Here is a 26,021-nt window from a genome sequence, read left to right on the forward strand (position 1 = left end):
TCAGGGCGCCGCAAAATAGAGGGTGGCGTTCATCAGGCCTTACTTCAGGGATTTCCATTCCACGCTTGAGTCGACAAGATTTATCCTGCATAGTTTTTTGCCGGTCCGCGGATCGTCGTGCCCCAGCTTGTAGACGAATTCGATGCCGAGTTCGTAGCCAGTGGCGCCTCCGGGGAGCTCGATCTGCCTGGCGTCTCCGAGAAATGCAACTCTTGCGAGGGAGGCTTTTTGTGGGTGCAGCAGACCGGGCGCAGGAGTTGCGGCGGCGGCCTGCGCCTCGAGCTGGTCTACGCACCCGTTCTTGACGCGTTGCTGGACGGCCGCATCGACAGGGGCCCCGGACGGAACAGCAGTGCCCTCGGAGGTGTGTCCCTCTGGCTGGACACAGGAGGCGAGTGCAATGCAGGCCAAAAGCAGCGCTCCAATAGTGGCAGTACCGGTTCGATTCATAGCGCCCCCGCCGTTGACCGTGGTCCCGTTCTAGAGATCTTATTCGGCCGAGTGTACTCGCCGGTGAGGCATATGGGGCGTCACCCGCCCACGGCGGACTGCCGTTCTTCCAGGACGAAACTTTTCAGGTCATCCAGGGTCTGCTGCATGTGCGCATCCATTGCTTCACGGGACCGTATGGGGTCTCGGGATTCCAGGGCGTTCACAATGTTCTGGTGGTGGCCGATCGCGTGTTCCTGGATCTGCCGGACTTCCGAAGTCTCGGTGCGCCGTTTTTCCAGCACCCGGTGCAGCGGTTCAAAGAGCACCGACACGAAGACGTTTTCCGAAGCATGCAGGATCAGATCATGGAAGCCCAGGTCCGCTTCCACAAAAGCGGCCACATCGTTGACCTCATGGGCGGTCCGCATTGCCGCCACCTGGTCATGGAGGGTTTGCACGTCAGCATCGTTAATGCGCACCGCTGCAAGTTCACAGGCGCCGGACTCCAGCATCCTGCGCAGCTCAATGAGCTGAACAGACGCCGCGGCCTCGTTCTTCCCCTCCGACGCCGCGCGCAGCACCGCTTCAAGGGACGCCCACCTGTTAAGCGGGTTCACAAAGGTGCCGCGGCCGCGCTCCACGCTGAGGATGCGTTGCGCTTCAAGGGTTTTCATGGCCTCGCGCACCGTCATGCGGCTGACCTCGTGCTTGGCACTGAGCTCCAGCTCGCCCGGGACGCTGGAGCCGGGCAGAAATTCGCCCGCAATGATGCGGTCCAGAAGCTCATCAGCCACTTCTTCGACCAGTGATTTCCGTGCCATTCTCCCCCGATTCAGTGTGACGGGCACATTTGTCTGACAAGTCTAGTTGCGCGTCCCTGTGCCGTATGCCACACTAGCATCAAATGTTAGATGTCAGACATCTTACAAATACGATTCGCACCAGCGATTTCCTACACGATGGAGTGCCCAGTGACGACTCAAGCATTGCCCCTTGAAGCAGATGTTCTGGCCGCCTTTCCGGCGGAAGTCCAGATTCCGGCTCAGCTGGTTGCTCACGCTGTCGCGGCGTCTTCCTCGTCGTCGCCCCGCGTGCTGGTAGTGCTCGACGACGACCCCACCGGAACGCAGTCGGTTTCCAATCTTCCCGTGCTCACCCGCTGGGACGTTGAGGACTTCAGCTGGGCGTTCGGCCACGAGATTGACGGCCGGCGCTCCGCCGCCGTGTACGTCCTGACCAACACGCGCAGCCTGGATCCGGCCGAAGCAGCCGCCCGCAACGAGGAAATCGTCTGCAGCGCACTGACGGCCGCTGCGGCGTCTGACGCAGGAGAATCCAGGCTGCGCCTCAGTTTCGTCAGCCGCAGCGACTCCACCCTCCGCGGCCACTACCCCCTGGAGCCCGACGTTATTGCCGCTACGGTTGCCGATGTCAGCGGCGAGGCGACTGACGGCGTCGTGATCGTCCCGGCGTTTCCGGACGCCGGCCGCGTAACCATCGGTGGCGTGCACTACATGCGAGGAACAGGTGACGACGCCGGTCACCTCACCCCGGTGGCCGAGACGGAGTTCGCCAAGGACGCCAGCTTCGGCTTCGCCACCTCCGAGCTGGCCAAGTATGTGGAGGAGAAGTCGCAGGGACGATTTGCTGCTGACTCCGTGATTGTCCTGGACTTGAACATCATCCGTGCGGGCGGCCCGTCCTCGGACCCTCAGGTTTCCGCCGAGGCCATTGCCGACGCCATAGAGCCGGCCACGGCATCCACCCCGATCGTGGTGGATATCGTCACCGAAAACGATCTCCGCGCCCTCGCCCTGGGCCTGGAGGAAGCCGAACGCCGCGGCAAAAAACTGCTCTACCGCGTGGGTCCGCCGTTCGTCCGTGCCCGCATCGGCCAGGCGATCCGTTCCGAGCTCAGCGGCGAGGAAGCCTACGCCGGCAATACGCCATCGGAAGCCGGCGGCCTGATAGTCGTCGGCTCGCACGTCGGCGTCACCACCCGCCAGCTCAAGGCGCTCACCGAACAGCACAGCGCAGCGCGCATTGTGGAGATCGACGTCGGACAGCTCCTCGCGGACGGCGCGGACAGCTACCTCGACCAGACTGTCGAAACGGTAGTTGGCGCTCTCCACACCGGCGACGTCATCGTCCACACCAGCCGTCTGCTCATCAAGACCGATGACCCCGCCGAAAGCCTGCGGATCGCACGCACGGTGTCCGCCGCCGTCGTCGCCGTCGTGAATCGGACGCTCAAAACCTTCCCTCCGCGTTTTGTCATCGCCAAGGGCGGCATCACGTCCTCGGACGTGGCGGCGCACGGCCTGGACATCCGCCATGCCATTGTCCGGGGGCCCATGCTCCCGGGCATCGTCAGCCTGTGGGAGCCGGTGGACGGCCCCGCCAAGGGCATCCCGTTCATCGTTTTCGCCGGCAACGTGGGCGACGACGAGTCCCTGGCCCAGGTCACCCGCAAGCTCAGCAACACCTTCTGAACCGTCTCAAGACACTGTATTCAACGGAGAAACCATGACTGCAAACTACAAAGTCACCGTTCTGGGCCTCGGCGCCATGGGCCTGCCCATGGCCACCCGCCTGGCCACCCAACTGACCGTCCATGGCTTCGACATCGCCGAGCCGCGCCTCAAGCTCGCTGACGAGGCCGGCGTCCGTACCTTCGCCTCCGCCCGCGAAGCCGTCCAGGACACCGATGCGCTGCTCCTGGCCGTCCGCAACGGCGAGCAGCTCCACGACGTCCTCTTCGGCGGGAACGGCGTGGCCACAGTGCTGAAGCCGGGCGCCGTCGTCATCCTCACCAGCACCGTAGGCACCGAAGCCATCCCGGCCACCGTCGCCCGCCTCGCCGAGTTCGGCGTCGAGCTCGTTGACGCCCCGTTGTCCGGCGGCCCCAAGCGGGCCGGCGAAGGCGACCTCCTGATCGTCGTCGGCGCATCGCCCTCCGCGCAGGAAACCGCCCGCCCGGTATTGGAACTGCTGGCCTCCACGCTGTCCATCGTGGGCGACAAGCCCGGCGACGGCCAGGCGCTCAAAACCGTCAACCAGCTGCTTTGCGGAGTGCACATCGCCGCAGCCGCCGAGGCCATGGCCCTCGCCGACGCCCTCGGACTGGACCAGGCCAAGACCCTCGCGGCACTCGAAGCCGGTGCCGCCGGTTCGTTCATGCTCTCCAACCGCGGCCCGCGCATCCTCGAGGCCTACACCGAGGAAGGCGCCGAGGTCCTCAGCCGCCTGGACATCTTCGTCAAGGACATGGGAATCGTGGGCAAGGCAACCCGAGCAGCCGGCCTGGCCGCACCCGTTGCCGCGGCCGCCGAGCAGCTATTCCTGCTGGGCCAGGCCCGGGGCCTCGCCGCCGCGGACGATTCCGCCGTCATCAAGGTAGTGGCGCCCACCAAACGCACCGCCGCGTAAGCGCTGGCCGTGCTTACTCGCTGACGCCGCCAAGTCCCGGCGAATTCGGAATGGGGAGGCTAGGATCAGAGCATGATTCTGGCCGCCCTGATCTTTGCGCTCATCGCTGCTCTTCTTCACGTTTTCATCTTCACCATGGAGTCCATCACCTGGACCCGGCCTGCTACGTGGAAGCGCTTCAGCGTGGCTTCCCAGGCCGAAGCCGACACCACCAAACCGCTCGCCTTCAACCAGGGCTTCTACAACCTGTTCCTGGCCGTCGGCGCGCTGATCGGCATCTGCGCGGTGGCGTTCGGCCAGCCAGTAGTGGGCTGGACCCTCATCTTCAGCAGCTGCGGCTCAATGTTCCTGGCCTCCGCCGTGCTGGCACTCAGCGGAAAGAAGTACCTCCGCGCCGCGGCAACGCAGGGAACGACGCCGTTGCTCGCCGTCGTGCTTGGCATCCTGGCGGTGGTGCTTGCTTAGCCCCTGCTCATCTCAGCCGGATGTCCTCGACCGGACCCCTGGCCGAGTCACCGGAGGGCTTCCTAGCTCTTGCACCTGCCCGGGCGGACAATGGACAATACGGAGATATTCGCCAGTGCCGCGTTCATAAGGAGCGCAATGGGTGGTTCACTGCAGCAGTCAGGGCCCGGGGAACACGCGCCTGCGCCGCAACGCGATCTGGTGATCGACCTCGCGCGGTTTTTCTGCCTCGCCCTGGTGGTGGTGGGCCACAGCATGATGACAAGCCCGGTGCTCCACCCGGACGGTACTGTGACTACCGAAAACACGCTGGCGGAACAGGACTGGTTCGTGCCGGTCATCTGGATCTTTATGGTGATGCCCATCTTCTTCGTGGCCGGTGGCATCACCGGACTTCAGTCCTGGCGCAGGCTGCAGGCCCGTGGCGGCACCGGATTCGAGTTCGCCCAGATCCGTCTCCTGCGGCTCATCCGCCCTGCAACGGCACTGCTTGCGGCCATGTTCACCGGTCTGTGGGGTGCACTGCTCCTGGGCGTGGACCCGCAGGTGGTGGCACTGCTGGCCACCGGCGCGGGAATGCCGCTGTGGTTCCTGGCCACATACCTTGCCGCGCAGCTGAACATTCCGCTGCTGGCCCGCCTCCACACCCGTGCGCCGTGGCTGACGTTCGCCGGACTGGTGGTGCTGGTGGTGGCTGTGGACTGCTTCCGCGGGGCGCTCCCGCTTCTGGCCTACGCCAACCTGATCTTCCTCTGGTGCGCTGTCCAACAGCTGGGATTCCTGATGGCTGACGGGCAACTGGCCCGGTTCAACCGTTCCGGGTTGGTGGGCCTCATCGTGGGCAGTAATCTCCTGCTGGGGGTGGTGACGGGCGTCGCCCTGTATTCGGGCAACATGCTGGAGAATCTGAATCCGCCCACTTTCTGCCTGCTCCTCCTTGGGGTGTCGCAGACCGCCGCGCTCCGGTTGTTCCGGCCGGTGCTCAACTGGGTCGCTGCGGCACGCTGGGTACAGGCCATTGTCACTGGTGCCGGCCGCAGGTCCATGACCGTTTACCTCTGGCACTTACCGCTGCTCGGGGGAATGTCCGGCCTGCTCCTGCTGACCGATTTCCCCAAGCCAGCCGCCGGCACCGCCGAATGGTGGTGGGCGCGGCCGCTGGTGCTGCTCGGTGTGGTGGTTCTGCTCCTGCCGGTGCTGGCACTTTTCGGGCGTCTTGAGGATCGCCCGACGGCGTCTGTCCACACGCGCAGCCGGCCCGCTGCCGCTGTGGTGACTGCCGTCGTCGTCGTTTTTGTTCCGGTGGCGGACGCCGTCTTTAACGGCCTCACGTTGACGATGATTGGCGGGGGGACCGCCTGCTTTGCCCTGGCGGTTCTGCTGCTGGGACGGGTACCGGACCGTATTCCTGCGCCGGCGGGTGTTCCGGCGGGTGGTCTGGACGGCGTTCCGGAGGATGTTCCGGCGGACGGCGGCGCCGGCGGGGGCGGCGGAGGTGCCGGTGATTCCGGCGGGCCATTGCCAGAGACGCCATTAAGTGCCAGTGTCGAACCATGACGGACAACATGGTTTCAGCTGAGGATACGTTCACGCCGGACGTTGTGACGACCCGGAACGACGCCCTTCACCGCTACGAGCTGCACGTTGGCGGGACACTCGCGGTGCGCACGAAATTCATCGACAAACCCGGTCACGTTGACTTCATCCACACGGAGACGGACGACGCCTTCAGGGGCCACGGACTCGCCAAGGTGCTGATCCATTTTGCCCTCGATGACGTAGTGGCGTCCGGCAAGCGGATCATCCCGCATTGCCCCTTTACCGCCCGGTACCTCCGTAAACACGAGGTCTATACCCAGTGCATCGACTGGCCCGAGGGCGAGCCCGGAGCCTAGGACTACAGTCGCCTTATTGAGTGGATTCTCGGCCGCGGTACTGGCCGCTAACAAGCGCCCGTCAATGATTCCTCGTCGAGGAAGATGTCCGCCTGGCCGCGCTGCTACGACGGATCAACTCGGGTTGCACCGGAGGGGGAGCCGGCACTGCGGTGCCGTTAACCCGCTCGAGCAGCACGGCGATACAGCGACGCCCGAGTTCCTGGAAGTCCTGACGCACGGTCGTCAGCGGTGGAAGCGCGTATCCGGCCTCGGGCAGATCGTCGAACCCAACGACACTTACGTCTTCAGGGACCCGGATAGCGGCCTCGTGGAGTGCGCACAGCAGCCCGATGGACATCTGGTCGTTGGCGACGAATACCGCAGTGGCTGCGGATGCCGCGAGGATCTTCGGGCCCAGGCGGTACCCCGAGGCGGCACTCCAATCACCCTCGTACGGATCCGTCACGGGAAGGTTGGCCCCGCGGAGGGCACGCCGCCAGCCTGCCTGTCGTGCCGTGGCGTCGATCCAGTCCGGAGGACCGGCCAGGTGGGCGATTTGTTCGTGGCCGAGTTCAATCAGGTGCCGCACGGCTCTCCAGGCCCCGAGCTCCTGGTCGACGCCGACGCTGACTACCGCGTGCCCTGATGGCCGGGCGGTCAGGGAGGAGTATGCCGGATCGCCGATCGTTACGAGCGGCACCGGCAGGTCGAGGAGGAGGAGCTCATCGAAGACGGCGGCGTGCGGAGCGATCACAACGATCCCGTCTACGCCCTGATCCAGAAGATGGCCGACGGCGTCCTGGACTGCGTTGAGCGTCGGGGACGCCAGACCGGCGACACTGACAAAATATCCCGCGGCGCGGGCCGCATTCTGGACGCCGATCAAGGTATTGGCGGGACCGAACTGCGCTGATTCGACCCCGATGACTCCAACAGTCGTCGATTTGCGGGTCACCAGCGCGCGCGCAGCAATGTTGCGGCGGTATCCCAGGCCAGCGATGGCTGTCTCCACCCGCCGCCGGGTTCGCGCGCTTACGTTGGGGTGGTTGTTGATCACCCGCGACACAGTTTGATGGGACACTCCAGCCAGCCTGGCCACATCAGTCATGACCGGCGCCCGACGCTGTCCGGAATCTGCCTGCACGGCTGATCTCCTCCTGACGAGTTGGTGGTGCAACGGCCATAGCACTGGCCGCCCCGGAAGATGCTCGAGGGCGGCTGCATGATAAAGATGTGACTTGACCCACACCGGAGTCTACGCTAATTTGAATGAAGTTGTTAGCGGTAACAATTTGCGCGGGCAAACGTTCGGTCCTCATATCTTGGGACGGTCCGGACCGTGCAGGTCTGAAGACCGAGGTCCGGTCCAGAAGCACGCCAATGGCTTCGGAGTCTGCTGACTCCGGCTCCGGCCACATCGGATGTCAGATCCGGGTACGCCTTTCGCCGGCAATCGCAGGCGCAGAGTGAAAAGCACCAGTTCGCGGACCGAAAGTCCGCGGAAGGAGAACTATCGTGAGAATGAAAAAACTTTGGGGCGCCTTCGCCGTCGTCCTTGCGGTCGGCCTGAGCGTCAGCGGCTGTGGCAGCCGTGGAGGCGCTTCAAGCCCGTCTGCCGGTGCCGATACCGCCGGCTCCCTCGTCGGCATCTCGATGCCGACGCAGACATCCGAGCGCTGGATCGCGGACGGAAAGAATGTCTCAGAATCGCTGACAAAACTCGGGTACAAAACTGACCTTCAGTACGCCAATGACGATATCCCCACCCAGGTTTCCCAGATCGAAAACATGCTCACCAAGGGCGCCAAGGCACTCATCATCGCCGCCATCGACGGCACCACGCTGACCGATGTCCTCGCCAAGGCAAAGGAACAGAACGTCAAGATCATCGCTTATGACCGCCTGATCAACGGCACCCCGAATGTTGACTACTACACGACGTTCGACAACTACACCGTAGGGGTTCAGCAGGCGACTTCGCTGCTGACCGGCCTGGGCCTCGTTGACTCCAGTGGCAAGAAAGTCGATGGCAAGGGGCCGTTCAATGTGGAGCTCTTCGCCGGCAGCCCCGACGACAACAACGCCAACTTCTTCTGGACCGGCGCCATGGACACCCTCAAGCCGTACCTGGATGCAGGCACTCTCAAGGTTCCAAGCGGCCAGACAAAGTTTGAGCAGGCGGCCATTCTGCGCTGGCAGGCCCCAGTTGCACAGAAGCGGATGGAAGACATCCTGACCTCTGCCTACAGCTCCGGGACGAAGCTTCAGGGCGTGCTGTCGCCCTACGATGGCCTGTCCATCGGCATTATCTCGGCACTCACCAGTGCGGGCGGCTATTCCAAAAGCAACCTCCCCATCGTCACCGGCCAGGACGCCGAAAAGGGGTCTGTCAAATCCATCACCGCGGGTGAGCAGTACTCCACTATCTTCAAGGACACCCGGCTGCTCGGTGCCCAGGCGGTCAAAATGGTCGACGCCGTGCTGAAGGGCCAGACGCCTGAGGTCAACGACAGCAAGACGTACAACAACAAGGTCAAGGTAGTCCCTGCGTACCTGCTCAAGTCCGTGATCATCACCAAAGACAACTACAAGAAGGAACTCACCGACTCCGGCTACTACAAAGAGAGCGATCTCAAGTAGCCGATGCTGTGGGCTGCGGCCGGGCGTGGAAGCCCGGTCGCAGCCCATCACCCAGGCTCCTGCGGCCGCAGGAGGTCCAGGCTCGACGAGTCAGTGAGAATTGACGATGCAAAACCATATTCTTCAAATGCAAGGCATTACCAAGACCTTTCCCGGTGTCAAGGCACTTCAGGACGTCACCCTCAACGTGAACCGGGGAGAGGTACACGCCATCTGCGGCGAGAACGGCGCCGGAAAATCAACCCTGATGAAAGTCCTGTCAGGCGTTTATCCCCACGGAAGCTTCGACGGCGAGATTCTTTTTGAGAATGAACCATGCCACTTCTCGGACATAGGCCACAGCGAAAAACGCGGAATCGTGATCATTCACCAGGAATTGGCGCTGAGCCCCTATCTTTCGATTGCGGAAAACATCTACCTGGGCAATGAACAGGCCAGCCGCGGTTGGGTCGACTGGCGCAAAACGAACCTTGAAGCAGCCAAACTGCTGGCCCGGGTGGGCTTGAGCGAAAATCCGGTGACGCCCATCCAACACATCAGCGTAGGCAAGCAGCAGCTGGTTGAAATCGCCAAGGCCCTCTCAAAGAAGGTCAAGCTGCTGATTCTGGACGAACCGACGGCCGCGCTCAACGACGAAGACTCCGGGCACCTGCTTGATCTCATCCGCCATCTCAAAGGCCAGGGCGTCACGAGCATCATCATCAGCCACAAGCTCAATGAAATAAGGAAGATCGCCGACGCCGTCACCATAATTCGCGATGGAAAGACCATCGAAACCCTGAGGCTTGACGAGGGCGAGCTCTCGCAGGAACGGATCATCCGCGGGATGGTCGGCCGTGATCTGGAAAGTCTGTATCCGCACCGGGAACCGCGGATCGGTGACGAGGTCCTGCGGATCGAGGACTGGTCTGTCCGGCACCCTCAGGACCCCACCCGCATGGTCGTTCGCAACGCCAGCCTCAATGTCCGGGCCGGCGAAGTGGTCGGACTGGCCGGGCTCATGGGTGCCGGCCGAACGGAACTGGCCATGAGCGTCTTCGGCCGCACCTACGGTCATGCCACCTCCGGAAGGGTGTTCAAGAACGGCAAGGAAATAGACACCCGGACCGTGCACGCTGCCATCAAGCATGGCATCGCATACGCCACAGAGGACCGGAAACTTTATGGACTCAACCTCATTGAGGACATCAAACGCAACATCTCGATGGCGGGGCTGAAAAAGCTCGTAAAGGGCGGCTGGGTCAACAAGAACGAAGAGACCGTCATCGCCAACGGTTACCGCAAGAGCATGAACATCAAGGCGCCTTCCGTCGCGTCCATAACCGGCAAACTCTCCGGCGGAAACCAGCAGAAAGTGGTCCTGAGCAAGTGGATGTTTTCCGATCCGGATGTTCTGATCCTCGACGAACCCACGCGCGGGATCGACGTCGGCGCGAAGTTTGAGATCTACACGATCATTGCCAGGCTGGCGGCCGAGGGGAAAGCAGTCATCGTCATCTCTTCGGAGCTGCCCGAATTGCTGGGCATCTGCGACCGTATCTACACCCTGTCCGCAGGTCACATCACCGGGGAAGTGCCGATCGCGGAAGCCTCGCAGGAAATCCTGATGCACTACATGACCCAAGAAAAGGAATGACGAACATGTCCGCCATACGAGAAACTCTGGGCTTCCTCACAAGCCGCCTCCGTCAGGTAGGCATCTTCGTTGCTCTCATCCTGATTGTCCTGCTGTTCCAGATGCTGACCGGCGGGATTCTGCTGGAACCCCAGAACGTGTCAAACATCGTCGTTCAAAACAGCTACATCCTTATCCTCGCCATCGGCATGGTCATGGTCATCATCGCCGGGCACATCGATCTTTCGGTTGGTTCCGTCGCCGGCTTCATCGGCGCCTGTTCCGGCGTGTTGATGGTGCAATGGGGCTGGCCGTGGTGGCTCGCCATCCCGGCCTGCCTGCTTCTGGGAGCGCTCGTCGGGGCCTGGCAGGGCTACTGGATCGCCTACATCGGGATCCCCGCATTCATCGTTACCCTGGCCGGCATGCTGATCTTCCGCGGACTTACCCTGATCACCCTGAAGAACCAGCAGATCACCCCTTTCCCGAATGAAATGCGGTCCTTGGGCGGTGGGTTCCTGCCGGACATCTCCGGGGGCAACTCTGCGCTGGAATGGCTGACCGTCATCCTTGGCGTCGCTGCCACAGCGGCCATGGTCTTCCAGGCCGTGAAGGAGCGGCGGGTGCGCCGGAAATTTGATCTGGAGAACGAGCCGATGGCCTGGTTCGCGATTAAGACCACTTTCACGGCCCTGCTGGTGTTGACGATCGCGTTCCTGCTGGCCAGTTACCGAGGCACACCCATCGTGCTGATCGTTCTTGCCGGTCTGGTGATTGTGTACACCGCACTGATGAACAACAGCGTGTTCGGCCGGCACACCTATGCCATCGGCGGCAACCTCCACGCGGCTGAACTCTCCGGAATCAAGACCAAAGCCGTCACGTTCAGGATCTTCGTCAATATGGGCGTTCTTGCTGCGCTGGCAGGGCTCATTTTCACCGCTCGGTTGAATTCCGCCCAGCCCGCCGGTGGAACCGGCTTCGAACTCGACTCGATCGCCGCCGCCTTCATCGGCGGGGCCGCCGTCACAGGAGGAATCGGGACCATCGCCGGAGCCATGATCGGTGGTTTGATCATGGGAGTACTCAACAACGGCATGTCCATCCTCGGCCTGGGCACGGACTACCAGCAACTGATTAAGGGCCTCGTGCTGCTTCTGGCCGTCGGCTTCGACATTTTCAACAAGAACCGCAGCAGCGGCGGAGGCGGAGGCCTTGGCAAACGCTTCAAGTTCCGCACCCCGCCGCCGGCCACACATCAGAACGGGAAACCAACAACCGGTGAACCGGTCGCCGTTCCTGCATCTACACCCGCGGGGCCCGGCGCATAGGCGCCTGCCCTGCCCCTGGCTACCAGCGGGGATGGACGGCCTCGCGGAAGTACCGGTCGTAAATATGACGTACCCCGGCATCGAGGCCGGTGCCCAGGGTTCCGGTGGATGCGGCCACCGCGTTGGAACGGGCCTGCTCTACGTTCCGTGCCCCGGGGATGACGGTACTGACGCCGTCCTGGGCGACGATCCACGCGATGGCGGCCTGGGCGGTTGTGACGCCGTCCGGGACCAGCTCCTCGAATTCCTTCACCGCTTCCAGCCCACGGTCAAAGTCCACCCCGGAGAAGGTCTCGCCCACGTCGAAGGCGGAGCCCGTCCGGTTGTAGTTGCGGTGGTCATTGTCCGCGAAAGTGGTCTTCTTGGAATACTTGCCGGCCAGAAGGCCGGAGGCCAGCGGCACCCGGGCAATGATGCCGACGCCTGCCGCTTTTGCCGCCGGCAACACGGCGTCCAGCGGTTTGAGCCGGAAGGCGTTGAGAATGATCTGAACGGTGGCTGTGCTGCCGCGTCCGATGGCGGCCAGGGCTTCCTCCGTCCGCTCGACGCTGACCCCGTAGCTCCGGATCGCGCCTTCGCTCACGAGGGTGTCCAACGCGTCGTACACTTCGCCGTTGCTGTACACGGGTGTGGGCGGGCAGTGCAGCTGCACCAGGTCCAAGGTATCCGTCTTCAGGTTCCGGCGGGAGCGGTCCACCCACTGCCGGAAATTAGCCAGAGTGTAGTTCTCGGGCGCCTGCTCCACACGCCGGCCCATCTTGGTGGCGACGGTGATGTCCAGGCCCGGATTGGCCGCCAGAAAGGCGCCGATGGTTTGTTCGCTCCGCCCGTCGCCGTAGACGTCCGCGGTGTCCATAAACGTCACCCCGGATTCCACGGCGGCAGCCAGGATCGCATTGGCCTCCGCCGGATCCACAGTTCCCCAATCTGCGCCCAGCTGCCAGGTCCCAAGTCCTACGGTGGAGACGTTCCGTCCGGTCCTGCCCAGTCTGCGTTGTTCCATCCTTCGACTATATGCAGTCCGGCTGCGTCCATGATGAAAAGCCGTATAAGGCGGAAGTTTGGTGCCCCGGCGTCGGCGGCTCTAGACGTCAAAATGGGTTGTGGCCGGCCCGGCCGAGAACTGCGCCACCAGTTGCTCCGCGACGTCACGAAGCTTCTTGTTCCTGCCGCTCGAGGCCTTGACCAGGATGGTCATTGCCTCGTCCTGTGAACACCGGTTCTGGCCCATGATGATTCCGGACGCCAGATCGATCGCGGTCCGGGATTCCATGGCCGCCCGCAAATCGCCGGCCAGCTGCTGCCCGGCGCCCACCCGGACTGCCAGGCGCACGGCTTTCTGCGCCTGCGCTGCTAAGAGTTCTGCGCTCTGGACGGACGCCGGATCAAAGGCATCGGGCGTGGTGGCGAAGACATTCAGGGCCGCAGTGGCGCCTTGATCAAGGGTGAGCGGGACGCCCAAAACGCTGAACTGGCCCTGCGCCGCAATGGCCTGCCCGTACTCCGGCCAGCGTGGATCCGTCCGGGTGTCCCTGACCACCACAGTCGTCCCGGTTTTCATTGCGTGGAGGCACGGCCCTTCACCGAAGGCATGCTGGATCTCGTCCATGGTGCGCGCGTCCGGGCTGCTCCAGGCGGCCGTGCTGCGGCGACGGTGCCGATTCAACGTGACGGCGCAGACCACTTGCTGCCCGAGGGACGCTGAAACAGATGCGGCTGAAAATTCACAGAGATCAGCCAGGAAAGCGTTGACGTCCTGGCTGTCAATGACGAGGTCCTGCAGCCGTTCGGCGACTGTTTGTTCAACGGCGGCCTCTTCCATGCCCCCAGTGTAGGTCCGCGGCCGTCATGTGAACCCGAAAAACCAGGCGGACTTGTGAGCTGGAGATCAATTTCGTACGATCAGTCTGAGTTGTGCAGCCGGCTCAAGGAATCTTTCATTGGAGTCGCCTTGAACCACAAACTGCGAGTGCCTGCCCGTGTTGATGTCAGCCCCGGACATGCCACCCCGGACGCCTTCGGCCGTCCAGTCCCGGCGGGGGACCCGTCATGAACCAGAAGGATCTGGCCCGCTACCTGGCCCGAAACCTTGACGACACACGGGATCCTGCCGCAGCGGCGCGTGCCATGAGCGATGACGCGTTGGCCGAGCTGGCTGACTCGCTCTACCGCCACCTGGACACTCAGAGCCCAGTCTTCGGGGCGCATTCCCTGTACCAGCAGGTTGCTGACGAGCTGGATTTGCGGCGGGCGCGAGGGGGCAGCTGAGGCCTCGGAATCCGCGCCGGAATCGGCGTTTTCAGGTCCTCAACTGTGCGTTCGCGGAGGTGGGTTACGACGCCGAGGGCTACTTTGCGTGGCGCTGCCACTGCGCTGCGTGCCAGAAAAGCAGCCCGGCCGACGTCAGGACGCCGGCGAGCAGGACGTTCGGCGCGAAACTCATCCACAGGTAGTTCAGGGGCATGGAGTCGCTGCTGTTCGGCCCGGCCATCGCGGCATTCTGTGCACCAAGGAACATCCCGAAGCCTGCAACGATAAGTCCTGCCGAGGCGAGCCACAGCGCCACGATGAAGGGGTTGATTGTGAAGCTGGCTGTCCGCGTTGACTCCGACGCAGAATCAGCCTGCCCCACGGCACCGTCGCCTGCCGGGTTTCCGTCCTGGTCCACTTCCCGGAAATTCAGCCTGTCCCCGTCGATCTGCGCCATGGTTCCCCCTGATTGTTGCTGATCTCAGCCGCCGTTACGTGATGCCAAGAACACTACCCCTGGAGCGATTTCCGCAACCGCGCCGATCTGGACCGGGGCTGCGCCATTGTTCCCCCAGATTGTGAAGCCCGAACGGGCAGATAAGGCCCGTAAATCGCGAATTCGAGGGCATTATCTGCTCGTTCGCGCTCATTTGGGAAGTCAATGACCTCCCGCAACCCACCAAAAATCGTGTATTTCCGGGGTTGGGATGAATTACCTCACAGAAGTTTGACGAAAAGGTATACCTAAGTAAGGCTTACCTTGCTATCTGAGAGCCCCTAACGCCGACAAAAGGATTACCACTGTGACGCTGTTGCCCCGAGTGGCTGGAATACGTGTGGAAGAAGTATCAGGCCATGACTTCGGTTCCCGGGTGGAGCTGGCCCTTGCCGCCACCAACCATCTTTTCAACACCCGCAATTCGCCCCGCTACGTGGCGCAGGTGATGCAGGCGGTCAATGTGGTGGCCACCAAACTGGACCGGACCACGCGGCCGTTCACCGGCGTCGGGCCCTCAAAGATGAAAGCGCGCGTGGGCGCCGTGGATTTGGACCGCCCGCTGCCGGACACAGCAGCTGCCCTGGAGGAGCTTGAGGACGTCTACCTGCGGGACGCCGTCTACTTCCACGATGCCAAATATGCCGCCCACCTCAACTGCCCGGTGGTCATCCCGGCCCTCGTGGGGGAGGCCATCCTGTCGGCGGTGAATTCCTCCATGGACACATGGGACCAGAGCGCCGGCGCCACCATGATCGAGCGCAGGCTGATTGACTGGACGGCCGAACGGCTGCAGCTGGGGGCCGCTGCCGACGGCATTTTCACCTCCGGCGGGAGCCAGTCCAACTTCCAGGCGTTGCTGATCGCGCGCAACCATGCCGTGGCCGGGCTGCGGCAGGAACCGGGCAATGCCGGGCTCCGGCTGCCGCCGCTGCTGGAGAAGCTGCGGATCTTCACTTCCGAGGACAGCCACTTCAGCATCCGGAAGTCGGCCTCAATGCTGGGGATGGGGTTCGACGCCGTCGTGCCGGTCCGCTGCGCAATAGACCACCGGATGGATCCGGCTGCGCTCGCGGAAGCAATGGCGGAGGCGCACGACGACGGGCTGGTGCCGATGGCGGTTGTGGCCACCGCCGGGACCACCGACTTCGGCGCGGTGGACCCGCTCGCAGAGCTCGCTGCCCTGGCGCGCGCCTACGGCGCCTGGTTCCACGTCGATGCGGCCTATGGCGGCGGGCTCATGGTGTCCAAGCGCTACCGGCACCTGCTCGACGGCACGAGGCTGGCCGATTCCGTCACCGTGGACTTCCACAAAACGTTCTTCCAGCCCGTCAGCTCCAGCGCGCTTCTGGTCAGGGACGCCGCCATGCTCCGCCACGTCACGTACTACGCTGACTACCTCAACCCGGAAAGCGCCGCCCTCGCGGACATCCCCAACCAGGTGGACAAGAGCATCCAGACCACCCGCCGCTTCGACGCGCTCAAGCTCTGGCTCACGCTCCGGATCATGGGCGCGGACGCGATCGGCGCGCTGTTTGATGAAGCCATTGACCTGGCCGGCCGCGTGGGTTCGCTGCTCGGCGGGGACAGCGACTTCGAACTGGCCGCCGAACCCCTGCTCAGCACGCTGGTATTCCGCTACCGCCCCGCCCTGGCGGACGGCACGCGCTTGTCCGAGGACGCCGCAGACTCGCTTAACCCCGCCATCCGGGCCGCCGTGTTTGCCTCCGGCGAGGCGGTGGTCGCCGGGACGAAAGTGGCCGGCAGGCACTACCTGAAGTTCACGCTGCTTAACGCCGAAGCAACTCTGGAGGACATCGACGGGATCATCGGGCTGCTCCGGCGCACCGGCGAGTCCCTCCTCCAAAACGACCTCGCCGGCAGCATTACCGGGACCACAGCAGCGGAGGCAAGCGCATGAGCACCTCCACCACAGCCCGCATTTACGACTTCGCCGGGATCGGCGTCGGGCCCTTCAATCTGGGTCTCGCGGCGCTGAGCGAGCCGGTGGCCGGGCTGGACAGGGTGTTCCTGGAACGCCGCGACTCCTTCGATTGGCACCCGGGCATGATGCTGGAACCCGCACATCTTCAGGTGCCGTTTATGGCGGACCTGGTCACGCTCGCGGACCCCACGTCGCCATATTCGTTCCTGAACTTTCTCAAGCAGACCGGGCGGCTCTACCGTTTTTACATCCGCGAGAACTTCTACCCGCTGCGCGCCGAGTACAACCAGTACTGCCAGTGGGTGGCCGGCCAGTTGGACTCTGTCCGGTTCGGTACGCATGTCCGGGAAATCACGTACGACGACGGCGTGTACCGGCTTGCGGCGGATGGCCCGGAAGGGCCGGAGGTGCTGCTGGCACGGCGGCTGGTGCTGGGCACCGGAACCAGCCCGTACGTTCCGGAGGCCTGTTTAGGGATAGTGGACGCCTCCGTGGACGGCGGAGGACTTGCCCTCCACAACGCCGAGTACCTGTTGAGGAGGAGTGAACTCCAGGGCAAACGCAGCATCACGGTTGTAGGCAGCGGACAAAGCGCCGCTGAGATTTACTACGAGCTGCTGCAGGAGATCGACGTCCGCGGCTACCAGCTGAACTGGGTCACGCGGTCCGGCCGGTTCTTCCCGCTGGAGTACACCAAGCTAACTCTCGAGATGACGTCACCGGAGTACGTGGACTACTTCCACGAACTGCCGCAGGACCAGCGCGACAGCCTGGTCAAGAGCCAGAAAAACCTGTACAAGGGCATCAACCCAGGGCTCATCGACGCCATCTACGACCTGCTCTACGCCAAGAGCCTGGGAGGAATGGTGGACACCCGGCTGCTGACCCACTCGGCCCTCACCGGCGCTTCGTGGGATTCGTCAGCTCAGTCCCACACTTTGCAGCTGCGGCACGAAGAGCAGGGTGTCGACTACACGCTGGACAGCGAAGCCGTGGTCCTGGCCACCGGCTACACCTACCGCGAGCCTCCCTTCCTTGCCGGCGTTCAGGACCGCATCGCCCGGGACTCCAGCGGCAGGTTCGCCGTGGGGCGCAACTACAGCACCGGCGTCGAGCCCGGCGAGATCTTTGTCCAGAACGCGGAACTCCACACCCACGGCTTCGTCACCCCGGACCTCGGCATGGCCGCCTACCGCAACTCGTGCATCCTGCGCGAAATCACCGGGCGCGAGGTGTACGCGGTGGAGCGCAGCATCGCCTTCCAGCAGTTCGGTGCGCCGGTTTCGGCGCCGGCACACGTGGAAAGCCCGGATGTGCAGCAGACGGAGACCGCGGAGGTGCCGGCATGAGCTTCACCTTCCGCTGCGTCGAAGTCGAAGCCGATGCACCTCTCCTCCACAGCTGGATGACGCGGCAGTATGCCTCCTTCTGGGGAATGTTGACCGCCAGCGTTGACGACGTTGTGGAGGAATACTCCAGGATCCAGTCCAGCGGCCATCACCACGCGCTGGTGGGGCTCGACGGCGGTGTTCCGGCCTTCCTCATGGAGGAGTACCTCCCCGGCTGCTCACCTCTGGCCGGTGTGTACGCCGTGCAACCGGAGGACATCGGCATGCACCTCCTGGTGGCACCGGCGTCGGGAGGTCCGCGGTCCGGCTACACCACCGCCGTGATGGAGGCCGTGCTGGAGAGGTTGTTCGAGAAACCCGGCGTGGAGCGCGTCGTGGTGGAGCCGGATGCCCGGAACACCAAGATCCATGCTCTCAATGAGCGGCTGGGGTTCCAGCCTGCCGGCGTGGTGGAGCTGCCGGACAAACAGGCGTTGCTGAGTTTCTGCACCCGCGCCGACTTCCACACTGCCCAGGCAGCTATCCACCGGGCCGCGATCCCCGAGCCGGCCCACCCGCCGGACTCCGATCAGGCCTCCGTCCAGGCCGCCGGGCACACGCCCGCCATCCGTCAGTCCACGAGCCATCAGGGAGCATCACTGTGACCACCGTTGAACTTGAATCTGTCCTCGCTGCCGGCAATGCCGCAGCCCACCTCACCCCGGAACGCTGGGCGGCGGCCAACCGCCATCTGGTCCGCAAGGCGCTCGCCGAGTTCTCACACGAGCGGATCCTGGCTCCTTCACGCGTCAGCCCGGATTCCGGAATGCCCGGCGAGCCTGCTGACTATCAGGTCCTCAGTGATGACGCCACGGTGGAATACTCGTTCTCCGCACGGCTGCTCGAGCTGGATCACTGGTCCATCGACCCCGTGTCCATCCGCTGCACCCGCGACGGCCTGGAATCCGGGCTGGACGCGCTGAACTTCATCACGGAGTTCCCCGACACCCTGGGAATCCGCGAAGAGATGCTGCCTGTCTACCTCGAGGAAATCAGCAGCACGCTCTCCAGCCACGCGTACAAGCAGTGGGTCGGCCAGCCGTCGTCCGCTGAACTCGCAGCCGGAGTCACCGGCGGCGCCAACGCCGCCATCGACTTCCAAGCCATCGAGCGCAGCATGACCGAGGGGCATCCGTGCTTTGTGGCAAACAACGGACGGCTGGGGTTCGGCGTCAGCGATTACCTGGCGTTTGCCCCGGAAACCGGGGCGCCGGTGCAGCTGGAATGGATCGCCGTGCACCGCAGCAAGGCCGTATTCACTTCCGGCGAGGGGCTGGACTACCGGGCACACCTTGACGCTGAACTGGGTGACTCCACCGTGGCCTGTTTCCATGCCGAACTGGGCGCGCAGGGTCTGGACCCGTCCGGCTACTTCCTGATGCCGGTCCATCCGTGGCAGTGGGAAAACAAGCTCACCGTGACGTTTGCGGCCGAAATAGCGCAGAATCACATCGTCCACCTGGGCATCGGTGCCGACTCCTATCAGGCCCAGCAATCCATCAGGACATTCTTCAACACGGGGGCGCCGGAAAAATGTTACGTCAAGACTGCCATGTCCGTGCTGAACATGGGCTTCATGCGCGGGCTGTCCCCGCAGTACATGAAGGCAACGCCGGCCATCAACGACTGGCTGCGGGCGCTGATCCGCAGGGATGACGTGCTGCAACGGCGCGGGTTGGCCATGATCAGCGAAGTCGCGGCCATCGGCTACCACAACGGTTACTACGAGGCCGCTTCCGCCAAGGACTCTCCGTACCGGAAAATGCTGTCCGCCCTGTGGCGGGAGAGTCCGCTTCCGCTGCTCAAGGACGATCAGCAGCTGGCCACCATGGCCTCGCTGCTGCACGTCGACTCAGCTGGTAAACCGGTGGTCTCGGCGCTGATGGAGCAGTCCGGGCTGGCGCCCTCGGAATGGCTGCGCCGCTACTTCGAGGCGTACCTCATTCCGCTGGTGCACTGCCTGTACCGCTACGAGCTGGCTTTCATGCCGCACGGCGAGAATGTGATCCTGGTACTGGAGAACGGTGTGCCGGTGCGGGCCGTCATGAAGGACATCGCCGAGGAAATCGTGGTGATGGGGGACAGGCTTGAGCTGCCCGAGGAAGTGTCGCGGATCAGGGCAGACATCCCGGACAGCGAAAAGGTCCTGGCCATCTTCACGGATGTGTTCGACTGCATTTTCCGCTTCCTCAACGCACTGCTGGTGGAGGACGGCAAGCTCAGCGGGGACGAATTCTGGGGCATCGCGGCAACAGCCATTCAGGAATACCAGGCACAGCACCCCGAACTTGCCGACCAGTTTGCCCGGCATGATCTCTTTGCCGCCGACTTCGAACTGTCCTGCCTGAACCGCCTGCAGCTGCGCAACAACCAGCAGATGCTGGACCTCACGGATCCGTCCGGCGGCCTGCAGATGGCCGGCCGGCTGAGCAACCCGCTGGCCGGATTCGCAGCGGAAGCAGGGGACAACCACGCCCGGAAAAGTGGTGCCTAGGAATCCTTCACCGGAGAACCCGGGGCGTCCTCCAGGAGCATCCGGGCGTAGTTGCCCATGGAGCGCTGGTACCGCGGCAGGTGCGGTGCCAGCGCGGCCAGGACCAGGGAGAGGCCTTCGCGTTCACGCCCTGTGCTGGCATAGGCCAGCGCAAGGGTGGCGTCTACTGCGTCGGACAGGTGATCGGTGCCCTTGGAACGCTCCGCGATCAGTAAAACCACGCTTTCTTCCGGGTGACCCAGATTGCGCAGGGAACTTGCCAGCTGGATGACTGCCCGACGGCGGCGCTCACCTTCCAGCCCCGTTTCCATTGCCCGCCGGTAAAGGGGCACCGCACGTTCCGGGTAACCGGTGGAATCGTAGGAGGCTCCGAGCTCGAAGTCGGCATCGGCGGTGCCTTCGGGCAGTTCGGCGGCCAGCCCGGCCATGGCCGCAGGAAATTCCTCGCGGCCATAGTTGTCCAGTTCGGCCCACAGCGCGGCCACACGCTCTTCCCAGTCAGCATTTTGCATGCGGCCAAGCTAGCACGGTTAGGCTGGGCGTATGACTACCAGGGCCAACGCCACCACCGCATTGATCACGGGTGCCACCGCAGGTCTGGGTGCCGAATTCGCCCGGCAGCTGGCACAGGAAGGACATCACCTTGTCCTCGTGGCACGCGACGCCGGCCGCCTTCAGCAGGCGGCGGACGAATTCGAGCGCGATTTCAGCATCACGGCTGAGGTGCTTCCCGCTGACCTGACGGACGACGCCGGGGTGGCCGCCGTCGTCGAACGCCTTTCAGACGCTTTGCGTCCCGTGGAGGTCCTGGTGAACAACGCGGGGATCGGGCTGCTGCATTCGTTCGAGCGGAACAGCGTGCAGGAGGAGAGGAACCACCTCCGCCTGCATGTCCAGACGCCGATGGAGCTTTGCCATGCCGCACTTCAGGGGATGCTGGCGCGGGGCTCGGGGAGGATCATCAACGTTGCCAGCGTGGCGGCGTTTGCCAACCGAGGCAGCTACTCGGCCGCGAAGGCGTGGCAAGTCAGCTTCAGCCGCTGGGCCAATCTGGCGTATGCACACAGCGGTGTGAAGATCACAGCCCTGTGTCCCGGCTTCACGCACACCGAATTCCACGACCGCATGGGCATGGACAAGACAGTCGCCCCGCGTTGGATGTGGCTGACGGCGGAGCGTGTGGTCCGGGAAGGGCTCGCGGACAACGCCCGGGGCAAAGGGGTTTCCATCCCGACCAAGCGCTACAAAGTGGTTACCGGCGTTGCGCGGATACTGCCCGCCAAGCTCACTTCCGGTCCGCCACGGAAGGCAAAGCAGCTGTCTCCCGCCGACGGATGAGAACCACCACCAGGATGCCAACCACCGCGCCCACCAGAGTCTCCGCACCGCGCTCGGTGATCAGCAGGTAGGGGCCGATCGGGGCCGTCAGCTGCGTCATCAGCAGGATCACCGGCGTGAAGGAGATCATCGCCAGGCCATAGTGCCGGGTCATGAACAGCTCCGTGGTGAACTGGAAAGCAATCACCAGGACAGCCAGGACCGCGGCCTCCCGCCCCGGGAAGAACTGCGTCGGCGCCAAGGGCCAGGGAAAGAGTACGACGGCGGTCAGGACCAGCCCGATGAACGTCCCCACAATGCGGTGGATGCCACGGTGGACGCTGCTGGGCAGGTCCGCGCCGGCGAGCGGCACGGCGGCTGCGGCCATGGCCCAGTGCGGGTGGCCGCTGCCCGTCAGGATTCCGATTGTGCCGGCCGCGCCTACCGCGAGTGTGTACCGGGCGGCATGGATCACCGCTTCTTGCCGGACGGGACCACGCAGCGGCACAACGTCCCGCGTGGCGCGGGGATCCCAGGCCCGGCCACGGACCCAGCCGCCGAATCCCACGAATACGGAAAACGACGCCGAGCCGGCACAGATGAGCAGCGCCGCATGCCAGGGGATGGTGGTGGGAACGGAGGCGCAGGCGCCGAGGGCAAGTATGCCGAAGAACGGGCCGTTGGGCTTAAGCCCCACCTTGTCCGCGAAAACAGAGCCCGCGCCTGCCAGCAGGGCTTCGATGATCACCAGCCACCAGGAATGGAGCTGGTTGACGGATAGGAATACTCCGACGCCCACGCCGCCCAGCAACACGAGGGCCGCCTGCAGCTGGTGCTTCAACCGCAGCTGGTGGGGCTCGGAACGCCCATACATACCCGTCAGCGCTCCGAAGACGGCGTAGATGATCAGATCCGGGCGGCCGAAGAACAGGAGCAGAAGGGACGGGACGGCAACGCTGATGGCCACCCGGAGCGCGGAGAGGTGGTCGTTGTTCGCGGGTCCCAGACTGTGCAGCATCCGGACATGGCGCATGACGGACTGCATCCGGGACACCACCTATCAGTTCGCCTGCCGGCGGGGGTCGCAGGCAGTCACACACAGACACCTAGCCGCGGCGGACGCCGGTGAGGCCCGCTCTGCATGCTTTCCCGAAGGAATAGCACGCAGAACAGGCCTCAGAACGCGGGCGCGGGGCGCTGAACTACAACATCAGGCGTTGGCAGGGACCTTTGCGGGTTCCAGGTCCAGGGCCTCGAAGGGCATCTCATCGAGATCGATCAGCGGGTTCTCGTCCTGGGTAGCGACGAGCTCGCGGGCCTCGGCCTGGGTGTCCACGCTGGGCATGGAGCCCGGCAGCGGACGCTGGGCCGATTCCTTCAGGAAGTAGATGGCAATGGCGCCGACAAAGGAGGTGCCCATCAGGTAATACGCAGGCATCATGTCATCGCCGGTCGCCGTGATCAGCGCAGCGACAATGAACGGAGTGGTGCCGCCGAAGATGGCCACGGAGAAGTTGTACGCAATGCCCATGGCGCCGTACCTGCTGGCCGTGGGGAACTGGGCCGGGAGGGCCGAAGCCAGGTTAGCCACGTAGAACGTCACCGGGAAGGCAATCAGCGCGAGGCCGGCCAGGGTAGACCAGATCTCTCCCACGCCAATCAGCAGGAACGCCGGAGTAGCCAGGACGACGGTGCTCACGGCGCCGATCCACAGCACGGGACGGCGGCCGATCCGGTCGGATAGCCTGCCGGTCAGCGGAATGCAGAGGCTCATGATGACCAGCACGGGGATGGTTAGCAGAGTTCCGTGGACGGGATCGTAGCCCTTGGACTCCGTGAGGTAGGTCGGCATGTAGGAAGTCAGCGCGTAGCCGGCAGTGTTGGCTGCGGCCACCAGAATCATGGCTACAACGATCGAGCGCCAGTAGGCCTTCACAATGCCCACCGGACCCTTGACTGCTGCGGCGTCGCCGGCAGCTGCATCCTTGGCCACGGCTTCCTGGGCGTCCAGGGTGGCCTGGAACTGAGGTGATTCCTCGATCTTGTTCCGGAAGTAGATGGCGATCAGGCCCAGCGGTCCGGCGATCAGGAACGGCAGGCGCCAGCCCCATTCCTCCATGGCACTCTGGCCCAGGGTCAGCTGCAGCACGGAGACCAGGGCAGCACCGAGGGCGAAGCCGAGGTAGCTTCCCATGTCCAGGAAGCTGGCGAAGAAGCCGCGGCGCTTGTCCGGGGCATATTCGCTCACGAACGTGGTGGCTCCGGCATACTCACCGCCTGTGGAGAACCCCTGGACGATCTTGAGCACCACCAGCAGCGCGGCCGACCACATGCCGATCTGGGCGTATCCCGGCAGAAGGCCGATGGCGAACGTGCTGGCCGCCATGAGCATCAGCGTTGTGGCAAGCACCTTCTGGCGGCCCACCTTGTCGCCGAGCCAGCCGAAGATCACACCGCCGAGCGGGCGGGCAATGAAGGTGGCGGCAAACGTGCCCAGCAGGAACAGCGTCTGTACGGATTTATCCGCTTCGGGCAGGAATACCGGGCCCATGGTGGTGATCAGGTAGCCGAAAACACCGACGTCGTACCATTCCATGGTGTTACCCACGATGGTGCCGCCGAGTGCTTTCTTCAGCATGGGCTGGTCAACAACATTTACGTCGGACTCTTTGAGCCGACGCCGTGCAAGTATCTTTGGTTTTCTCACACCCAGGGGTGCGACTTTATTGGTTCCGCTGGCGTTGTAAACGCCTGCTGAAGAGTCGGTCGTGCTTCGGTCTGTGGGCATTTGGGCTTCTCCTAGGGAGGTCATTTGCTTACGACTTGTAGCTGCCCCGCTCCGGGCAGGCTTTCAATTTTACGCGATTTCCATGGAAATTGAGAGTTCGGTGCAGTAGGATCACCCGTTTCCGGCACATATCCGCGGGGAAAGCCCGATTTCTTTTGCGCGCTCTCACCGCGCCATCACTGGGTCTCCGGCGTTCCGGACCGTTGTTACCAAACCTTTTTGGGCCGCGACCATATTCGAGCGCATTCAAGCCCCATTCCGCAGGGATTAGTGATGGCGGCCACAGAACATTGCTGCCCGGGCCGGGAGGGAATTCCGGGGATCCATGACGTCATAAACGTCCGGTTGAACCCTTTGGCGGCGGTGCGCGTCTGATTGAGTGAACCTGAGTGAACGCGCACGCAAGATTTCGGAAAGATTCCAGACAGGGGTGTTCGGCATGGACTACCAAATAAGCGGCCTTCCAATGCATGCGTTGTTGGTACACGGCACCGTAGTTGTTGTTCCTCTGGCGGCCCTGTGCACGTTGCTGAGTATTGTATGGCCGGTGGCCAGGCGGCGGCTTGGAATTGTGACGCCCCTCCTCGCCTTGGTGGCACTCGTGATGGTTCCAGTGACCCAGGCAGCCGGAGCGTGGCTGCTGGTGCGGATCGACACCACGCCCGCCATCTCTACCCACGCCAACCTCGGCAAAACCCTGCTGCCGTGGGTCATCGGTGTGTTCGTGGTGGCGGTCGGGCAGTGGCTCTGGTTCCGCTACGGCACAATAACGGCGGCCAGAATGAACGAAAAGCTGGGCACTGCAGGCTCCCGCGTCGTGGCAGTGGTGGCGACTGTACTGGTGCTGGCGCTCTGCGGCGGAACCGTGGCTACGGTTGTGCTGATTGGCGAAGCAGGGTCACGGGCTGTTTGGGAAGGCCGTTTCAGCGATGAGGCCGCGGGCTGATAGCCGCTCGGATGCTGCCTCTGGTGTGCCCATCCGCGTGTACTGGAGCTGACCACAAATGAGGGGTTCACAACCTGCGCGTTAACTGTTTATGGTTGATCCATGGGAACACTGATTTTTGAGTAGACCGGCTGCCCTGCGATGATGGCGTTTGCCGTGATCCCGCCGTCGAGTCTTACCAAATAAATCCATGCTTGTTGAGGCCTCTGCCTCCGCGTTGCTCCCGTTGGTGCTGCTCCGCCGGCGGCACAGACCACTTCACAGCGTGCAATCACCAGCAGGTTCACCCCAAGAAGGAGACCAACCTCATGACTGACAAACAATCCACCGCTGGCAACGACCAGGCCAACAACGCGCAGGAGACCAGCCCGGTCGAAGCGGAGGCTGAGACTCCAGACAAGGGCATGAAATCGCGGCTTACCGATGCTCAGAAGCAGATGCTTGAAAGCAAATCACGCGGTGGCGGCGCAGGCACGCAAAGCGTCGGCAGCAACCATAAGCCCACTCACGCAAGCGGCAAACTGGGCCCGGCGCCAAAGAAAGTCCGCTGGTAATTACTGCAGACAATATCTGGCTCCAGACCTAGTATTGGTGAACACTTCATTTCA

Annotated in this window: 25 protein-coding genes; 16 read left to right on the forward strand and 9 right to left on the reverse strand. The window is 63.5% G+C overall.

All coding sequences use genetic code 11. The features are described from left to right. Positions 1 to 39: 39 nt before the first annotated feature. Positions 40 to 411: a hypothetical protein gene (locus V3C33_20380; protein ID XAS67734.1), complete on the reverse strand. Its 372-nt coding sequence runs from the start codon at positions 409 to 411 to the stop codon at positions 40 to 42. 119 nt (positions 412 to 530) lie between these two features. Continuing rightward, positions 531 to 1,253 (reverse strand): FadR/GntR family transcriptional regulator, encoded by a 723-nt coding sequence (locus V3C33_20385; protein ID XAS67735.1) that lies wholly within the window; start codon positions 1,251 to 1,253, stop codon positions 531 to 533. Positions 1,254 to 1,418: 165 nt separating this feature from the next. On the opposite strand from V3C33_20385, the gene V3C33_20390 reads away from it, so the two are divergent. The 5 genes from V3C33_20390 (at position 1,419) to V3C33_20410 (ending at position 6,221) form a co-directional block, all read left to right on the forward strand. Beyond that, positions 1,419 to 2,924 carry a four-carbon acid sugar kinase family protein gene (locus tag V3C33_20390; protein ID XAS69812.1) on the forward strand — a complete coding sequence of 502 codons (1,506 nt, stop codon included), beginning with the start codon at positions 1,419 to 1,421 and terminating at the stop codon, positions 2,922 to 2,924. 34 nt (positions 2,925 to 2,958) lie between these two features. Then, positions 2,959 to 3,861, forward strand: coding sequence for an NAD(P)-dependent oxidoreductase (locus V3C33_20395; protein ID XAS67736.1), 903 nt, complete (start codon positions 2,959 to 2,961; stop codon positions 3,859 to 3,861). 72 nt (positions 3,862 to 3,933) lie between these two features. Then, positions 3,934 to 4,326, forward strand: coding sequence for a DUF1304 domain-containing protein (locus V3C33_20400; protein ID XAS67737.1), 393 nt, complete (start codon positions 3,934 to 3,936; stop codon positions 4,324 to 4,326). Positions 4,327 to 4,464: 138 nt separating this feature from the next. Further along, on the forward strand, positions 4,465 to 5,883 hold the full coding sequence (locus V3C33_20405) for an acyltransferase (GenBank protein ID XAS67738.1): 1,419 nt from the start codon (positions 4,465 to 4,467) through the stop codon (positions 5,881 to 5,883). Next, positions 5,880 to 6,221: a GNAT family N-acetyltransferase gene (locus tag V3C33_20410; GenBank protein ID XAS67739.1), complete on the forward strand. Its 342-nt coding sequence runs from the start codon at positions 5,880 to 5,882 to the stop codon at positions 6,219 to 6,221. Before V3C33_20405 ends, V3C33_20410 begins: the two co-directional genes overlap by 4 nt. A 61-nt stretch (positions 6,222 to 6,282) precedes the next feature. On the opposite strand, the gene V3C33_20415 is transcribed toward V3C33_20410, so the two are convergent. Then, positions 6,283 to 7,347: a LacI family DNA-binding transcriptional regulator gene (locus V3C33_20415; GenBank protein ID XAS67740.1), complete on the reverse strand. Its 1,065-nt coding sequence runs from the start codon at positions 7,345 to 7,347 to the stop codon at positions 6,283 to 6,285. Between the two features lie 377 nt (positions 7,348 to 7,724). On the opposite strand from V3C33_20415, the gene chvE reads away from it, so the two are divergent. The 3 genes from chvE to mmsB all read left to right on the forward strand — a co-directional run bounded on the left by chvE (position 7,725) and on the right by mmsB (position 11,789). Further along, complete coding sequence (gene chvE / locus V3C33_20420) at positions 7,725 to 8,843, forward strand: multiple monosaccharide ABC transporter substrate-binding protein (GenBank protein ID XAS69813.1); 1,119 nt, start codon at positions 7,725 to 7,727, stop codon at positions 8,841 to 8,843. A gap of 106 nt (positions 8,844 to 8,949) precedes the next feature. Further along, positions 8,950 to 10,479 carry a multiple monosaccharide ABC transporter ATP-binding protein gene (mmsA, locus tag V3C33_20425; GenBank protein XAS67741.1) on the forward strand — a complete coding sequence of 510 codons (1,530 nt, stop codon included), beginning with the start codon at positions 8,950 to 8,952 and terminating at the stop codon, positions 10,477 to 10,479. A 5-nt stretch (positions 10,480 to 10,484) separates the two neighbouring features. Then, complete coding sequence (gene mmsB / locus V3C33_20430; protein XAS67742.1) at positions 10,485 to 11,789, forward strand: multiple monosaccharide ABC transporter permease; 1,305 nt, start codon at positions 10,485 to 10,487, stop codon at positions 11,787 to 11,789. 19 nt (positions 11,790 to 11,808) lie between these two features. On the opposite strand, the gene V3C33_20435 is transcribed toward mmsB, so the two are convergent. Together V3C33_20435 and V3C33_20440 are read right to left on the reverse strand one after the other, a co-directional pair. After that, positions 11,809 to 12,792, reverse strand: coding sequence for an aldo/keto reductase (locus V3C33_20435; protein ID XAS67743.1), 984 nt, complete (start codon positions 12,790 to 12,792; stop codon positions 11,809 to 11,811). 81 nt (positions 12,793 to 12,873) lie between these two features. Then, positions 12,874 to 13,611 carry a GAF and ANTAR domain-containing protein gene (locus V3C33_20440; protein XAS67744.1) on the reverse strand — a complete coding sequence of 246 codons (738 nt, stop codon included), beginning with the start codon at positions 13,609 to 13,611 and terminating at the stop codon, positions 12,874 to 12,876. Between the two features lie 227 nt (positions 13,612 to 13,838). Between V3C33_20440 and V3C33_20445 the strand changes: the two genes are divergently transcribed. Next, positions 13,839 to 14,057, forward strand: coding sequence for a hypothetical protein (locus tag V3C33_20445; protein ID XAS67745.1), 219 nt, complete (start codon positions 13,839 to 13,841; stop codon positions 14,055 to 14,057). Between the two features lie 79 nt (positions 14,058 to 14,136). Here V3C33_20445 and V3C33_20450 read toward each other — a convergent pair whose 3' ends face one another. Beyond that, the gene (locus tag V3C33_20450; protein ID XAS67746.1) at positions 14,137 to 14,496 is read right to left on the reverse strand and encodes a hypothetical protein; all 360 of its coding nucleotides are present in this window, start codon (positions 14,494 to 14,496) and stop codon (positions 14,137 to 14,139) included. A 379-nt stretch (positions 14,497 to 14,875) separates the two neighbouring features. On the opposite strand from V3C33_20450, the gene V3C33_20455 reads away from it, so the two are divergent. Genes V3C33_20455 through V3C33_20470 form a run of 4 tightly spaced genes read left to right on the forward strand, consistent with a single transcriptional unit; the run spans position 14,876 to position 20,362 of the window. Next, entirely contained in the window at positions 14,876 to 16,456 is a 1,581-nt protein-coding gene (locus V3C33_20455) for a pyridoxal-dependent decarboxylase (GenBank protein XAS67747.1), read from the forward strand. After that, positions 16,453 to 17,829 (forward strand): lysine N(6)-hydroxylase/L-ornithine N(5)-oxygenase family protein, encoded by a 1,377-nt coding sequence (locus V3C33_20460; protein XAS67748.1) that lies wholly within the window; start codon positions 16,453 to 16,455, stop codon positions 17,827 to 17,829. Before V3C33_20455 ends, V3C33_20460 begins: the two co-directional genes overlap by 4 nt. Then, a complete protein-coding gene (locus tag V3C33_20465; protein XAS67749.1) occupies positions 17,826 to 18,473 on the forward strand; it encodes a GNAT family N-acetyltransferase in 648 nt (215 codons plus the stop codon). Before V3C33_20460 ends, V3C33_20465 begins: the two co-directional genes overlap by 4 nt. Continuing rightward, a complete protein-coding gene (locus tag V3C33_20470; protein ID XAS67750.1) occupies positions 18,470 to 20,362 on the forward strand; it encodes an IucA/IucC family siderophore biosynthesis protein in 1,893 nt (630 codons plus the stop codon). The genes V3C33_20465 and V3C33_20470 overlap by 4 nt, the downstream gene beginning before the upstream one ends. On the opposite strand, the gene V3C33_20475 is transcribed toward V3C33_20470, so the two are convergent. Next, on the reverse strand, positions 20,359 to 20,874 hold the full coding sequence (locus V3C33_20475) for a tetratricopeptide repeat protein (GenBank protein ID XAS67751.1): 516 nt from the start codon (positions 20,872 to 20,874) through the stop codon (positions 20,359 to 20,361). The two genes, V3C33_20470 and V3C33_20475, sit on opposite strands and share 4 nt — an antisense overlap. A 31-nt stretch (positions 20,875 to 20,905) precedes the next feature. Here V3C33_20475 and V3C33_20480 point away from each other — a divergent pair, with 31 nt between their 5' ends. Further along, on the forward strand, positions 20,906 to 21,700 hold the full coding sequence (locus V3C33_20480) for an SDR family NAD(P)-dependent oxidoreductase (GenBank protein ID XAS67752.1): 795 nt from the start codon (positions 20,906 to 20,908) through the stop codon (positions 21,698 to 21,700). Here V3C33_20480 and V3C33_20485 read toward each other — a convergent pair. After that, positions 21,648 to 22,724 (reverse strand): FUSC family protein, encoded by a 1,077-nt coding sequence (locus V3C33_20485; protein XAS67753.1) that lies wholly within the window; start codon positions 22,722 to 22,724, stop codon positions 21,648 to 21,650. The genes V3C33_20480 and V3C33_20485 overlap by 53 nt on opposite strands. Before the next feature lie 165 nt (positions 22,725 to 22,889). After that, positions 22,890 to 24,467, reverse strand: a complete 1,578-nt coding sequence (locus V3C33_20490) for an MFS transporter (protein XAS67754.1) — start codon at positions 24,465 to 24,467, stop codon at positions 22,890 to 22,892. Positions 24,468 to 24,906: 439 nt separating this feature from the next. Here V3C33_20490 and V3C33_20495 point away from each other — a divergent pair, with 439 nt between their 5' ends. Both V3C33_20495 and V3C33_20500 read left to right on the forward strand, forming a co-directional pair. Continuing rightward, positions 24,907 to 25,413: a hypothetical protein gene (locus tag V3C33_20495; GenBank protein XAS67755.1), complete on the forward strand. Its 507-nt coding sequence runs from the start codon at positions 24,907 to 24,909 to the stop codon at positions 25,411 to 25,413. Between the two features lie 308 nt (positions 25,414 to 25,721). After that, on the forward strand, positions 25,722 to 25,967 hold the full coding sequence (locus tag V3C33_20500; GenBank protein ID XAS67756.1) for a hypothetical protein: 246 nt from the start codon (positions 25,722 to 25,724) through the stop codon (positions 25,965 to 25,967). Positions 25,968 to 26,021 lie beyond the last annotated feature (54 nt).

The organism is Micrococcaceae bacterium Sec5.7 (assembly GCA_039636785.1).
Taxonomy (GTDB): Bacteria; Actinomycetota; Actinomycetes; order Actinomycetales; family Micrococcaceae; genus Arthrobacter.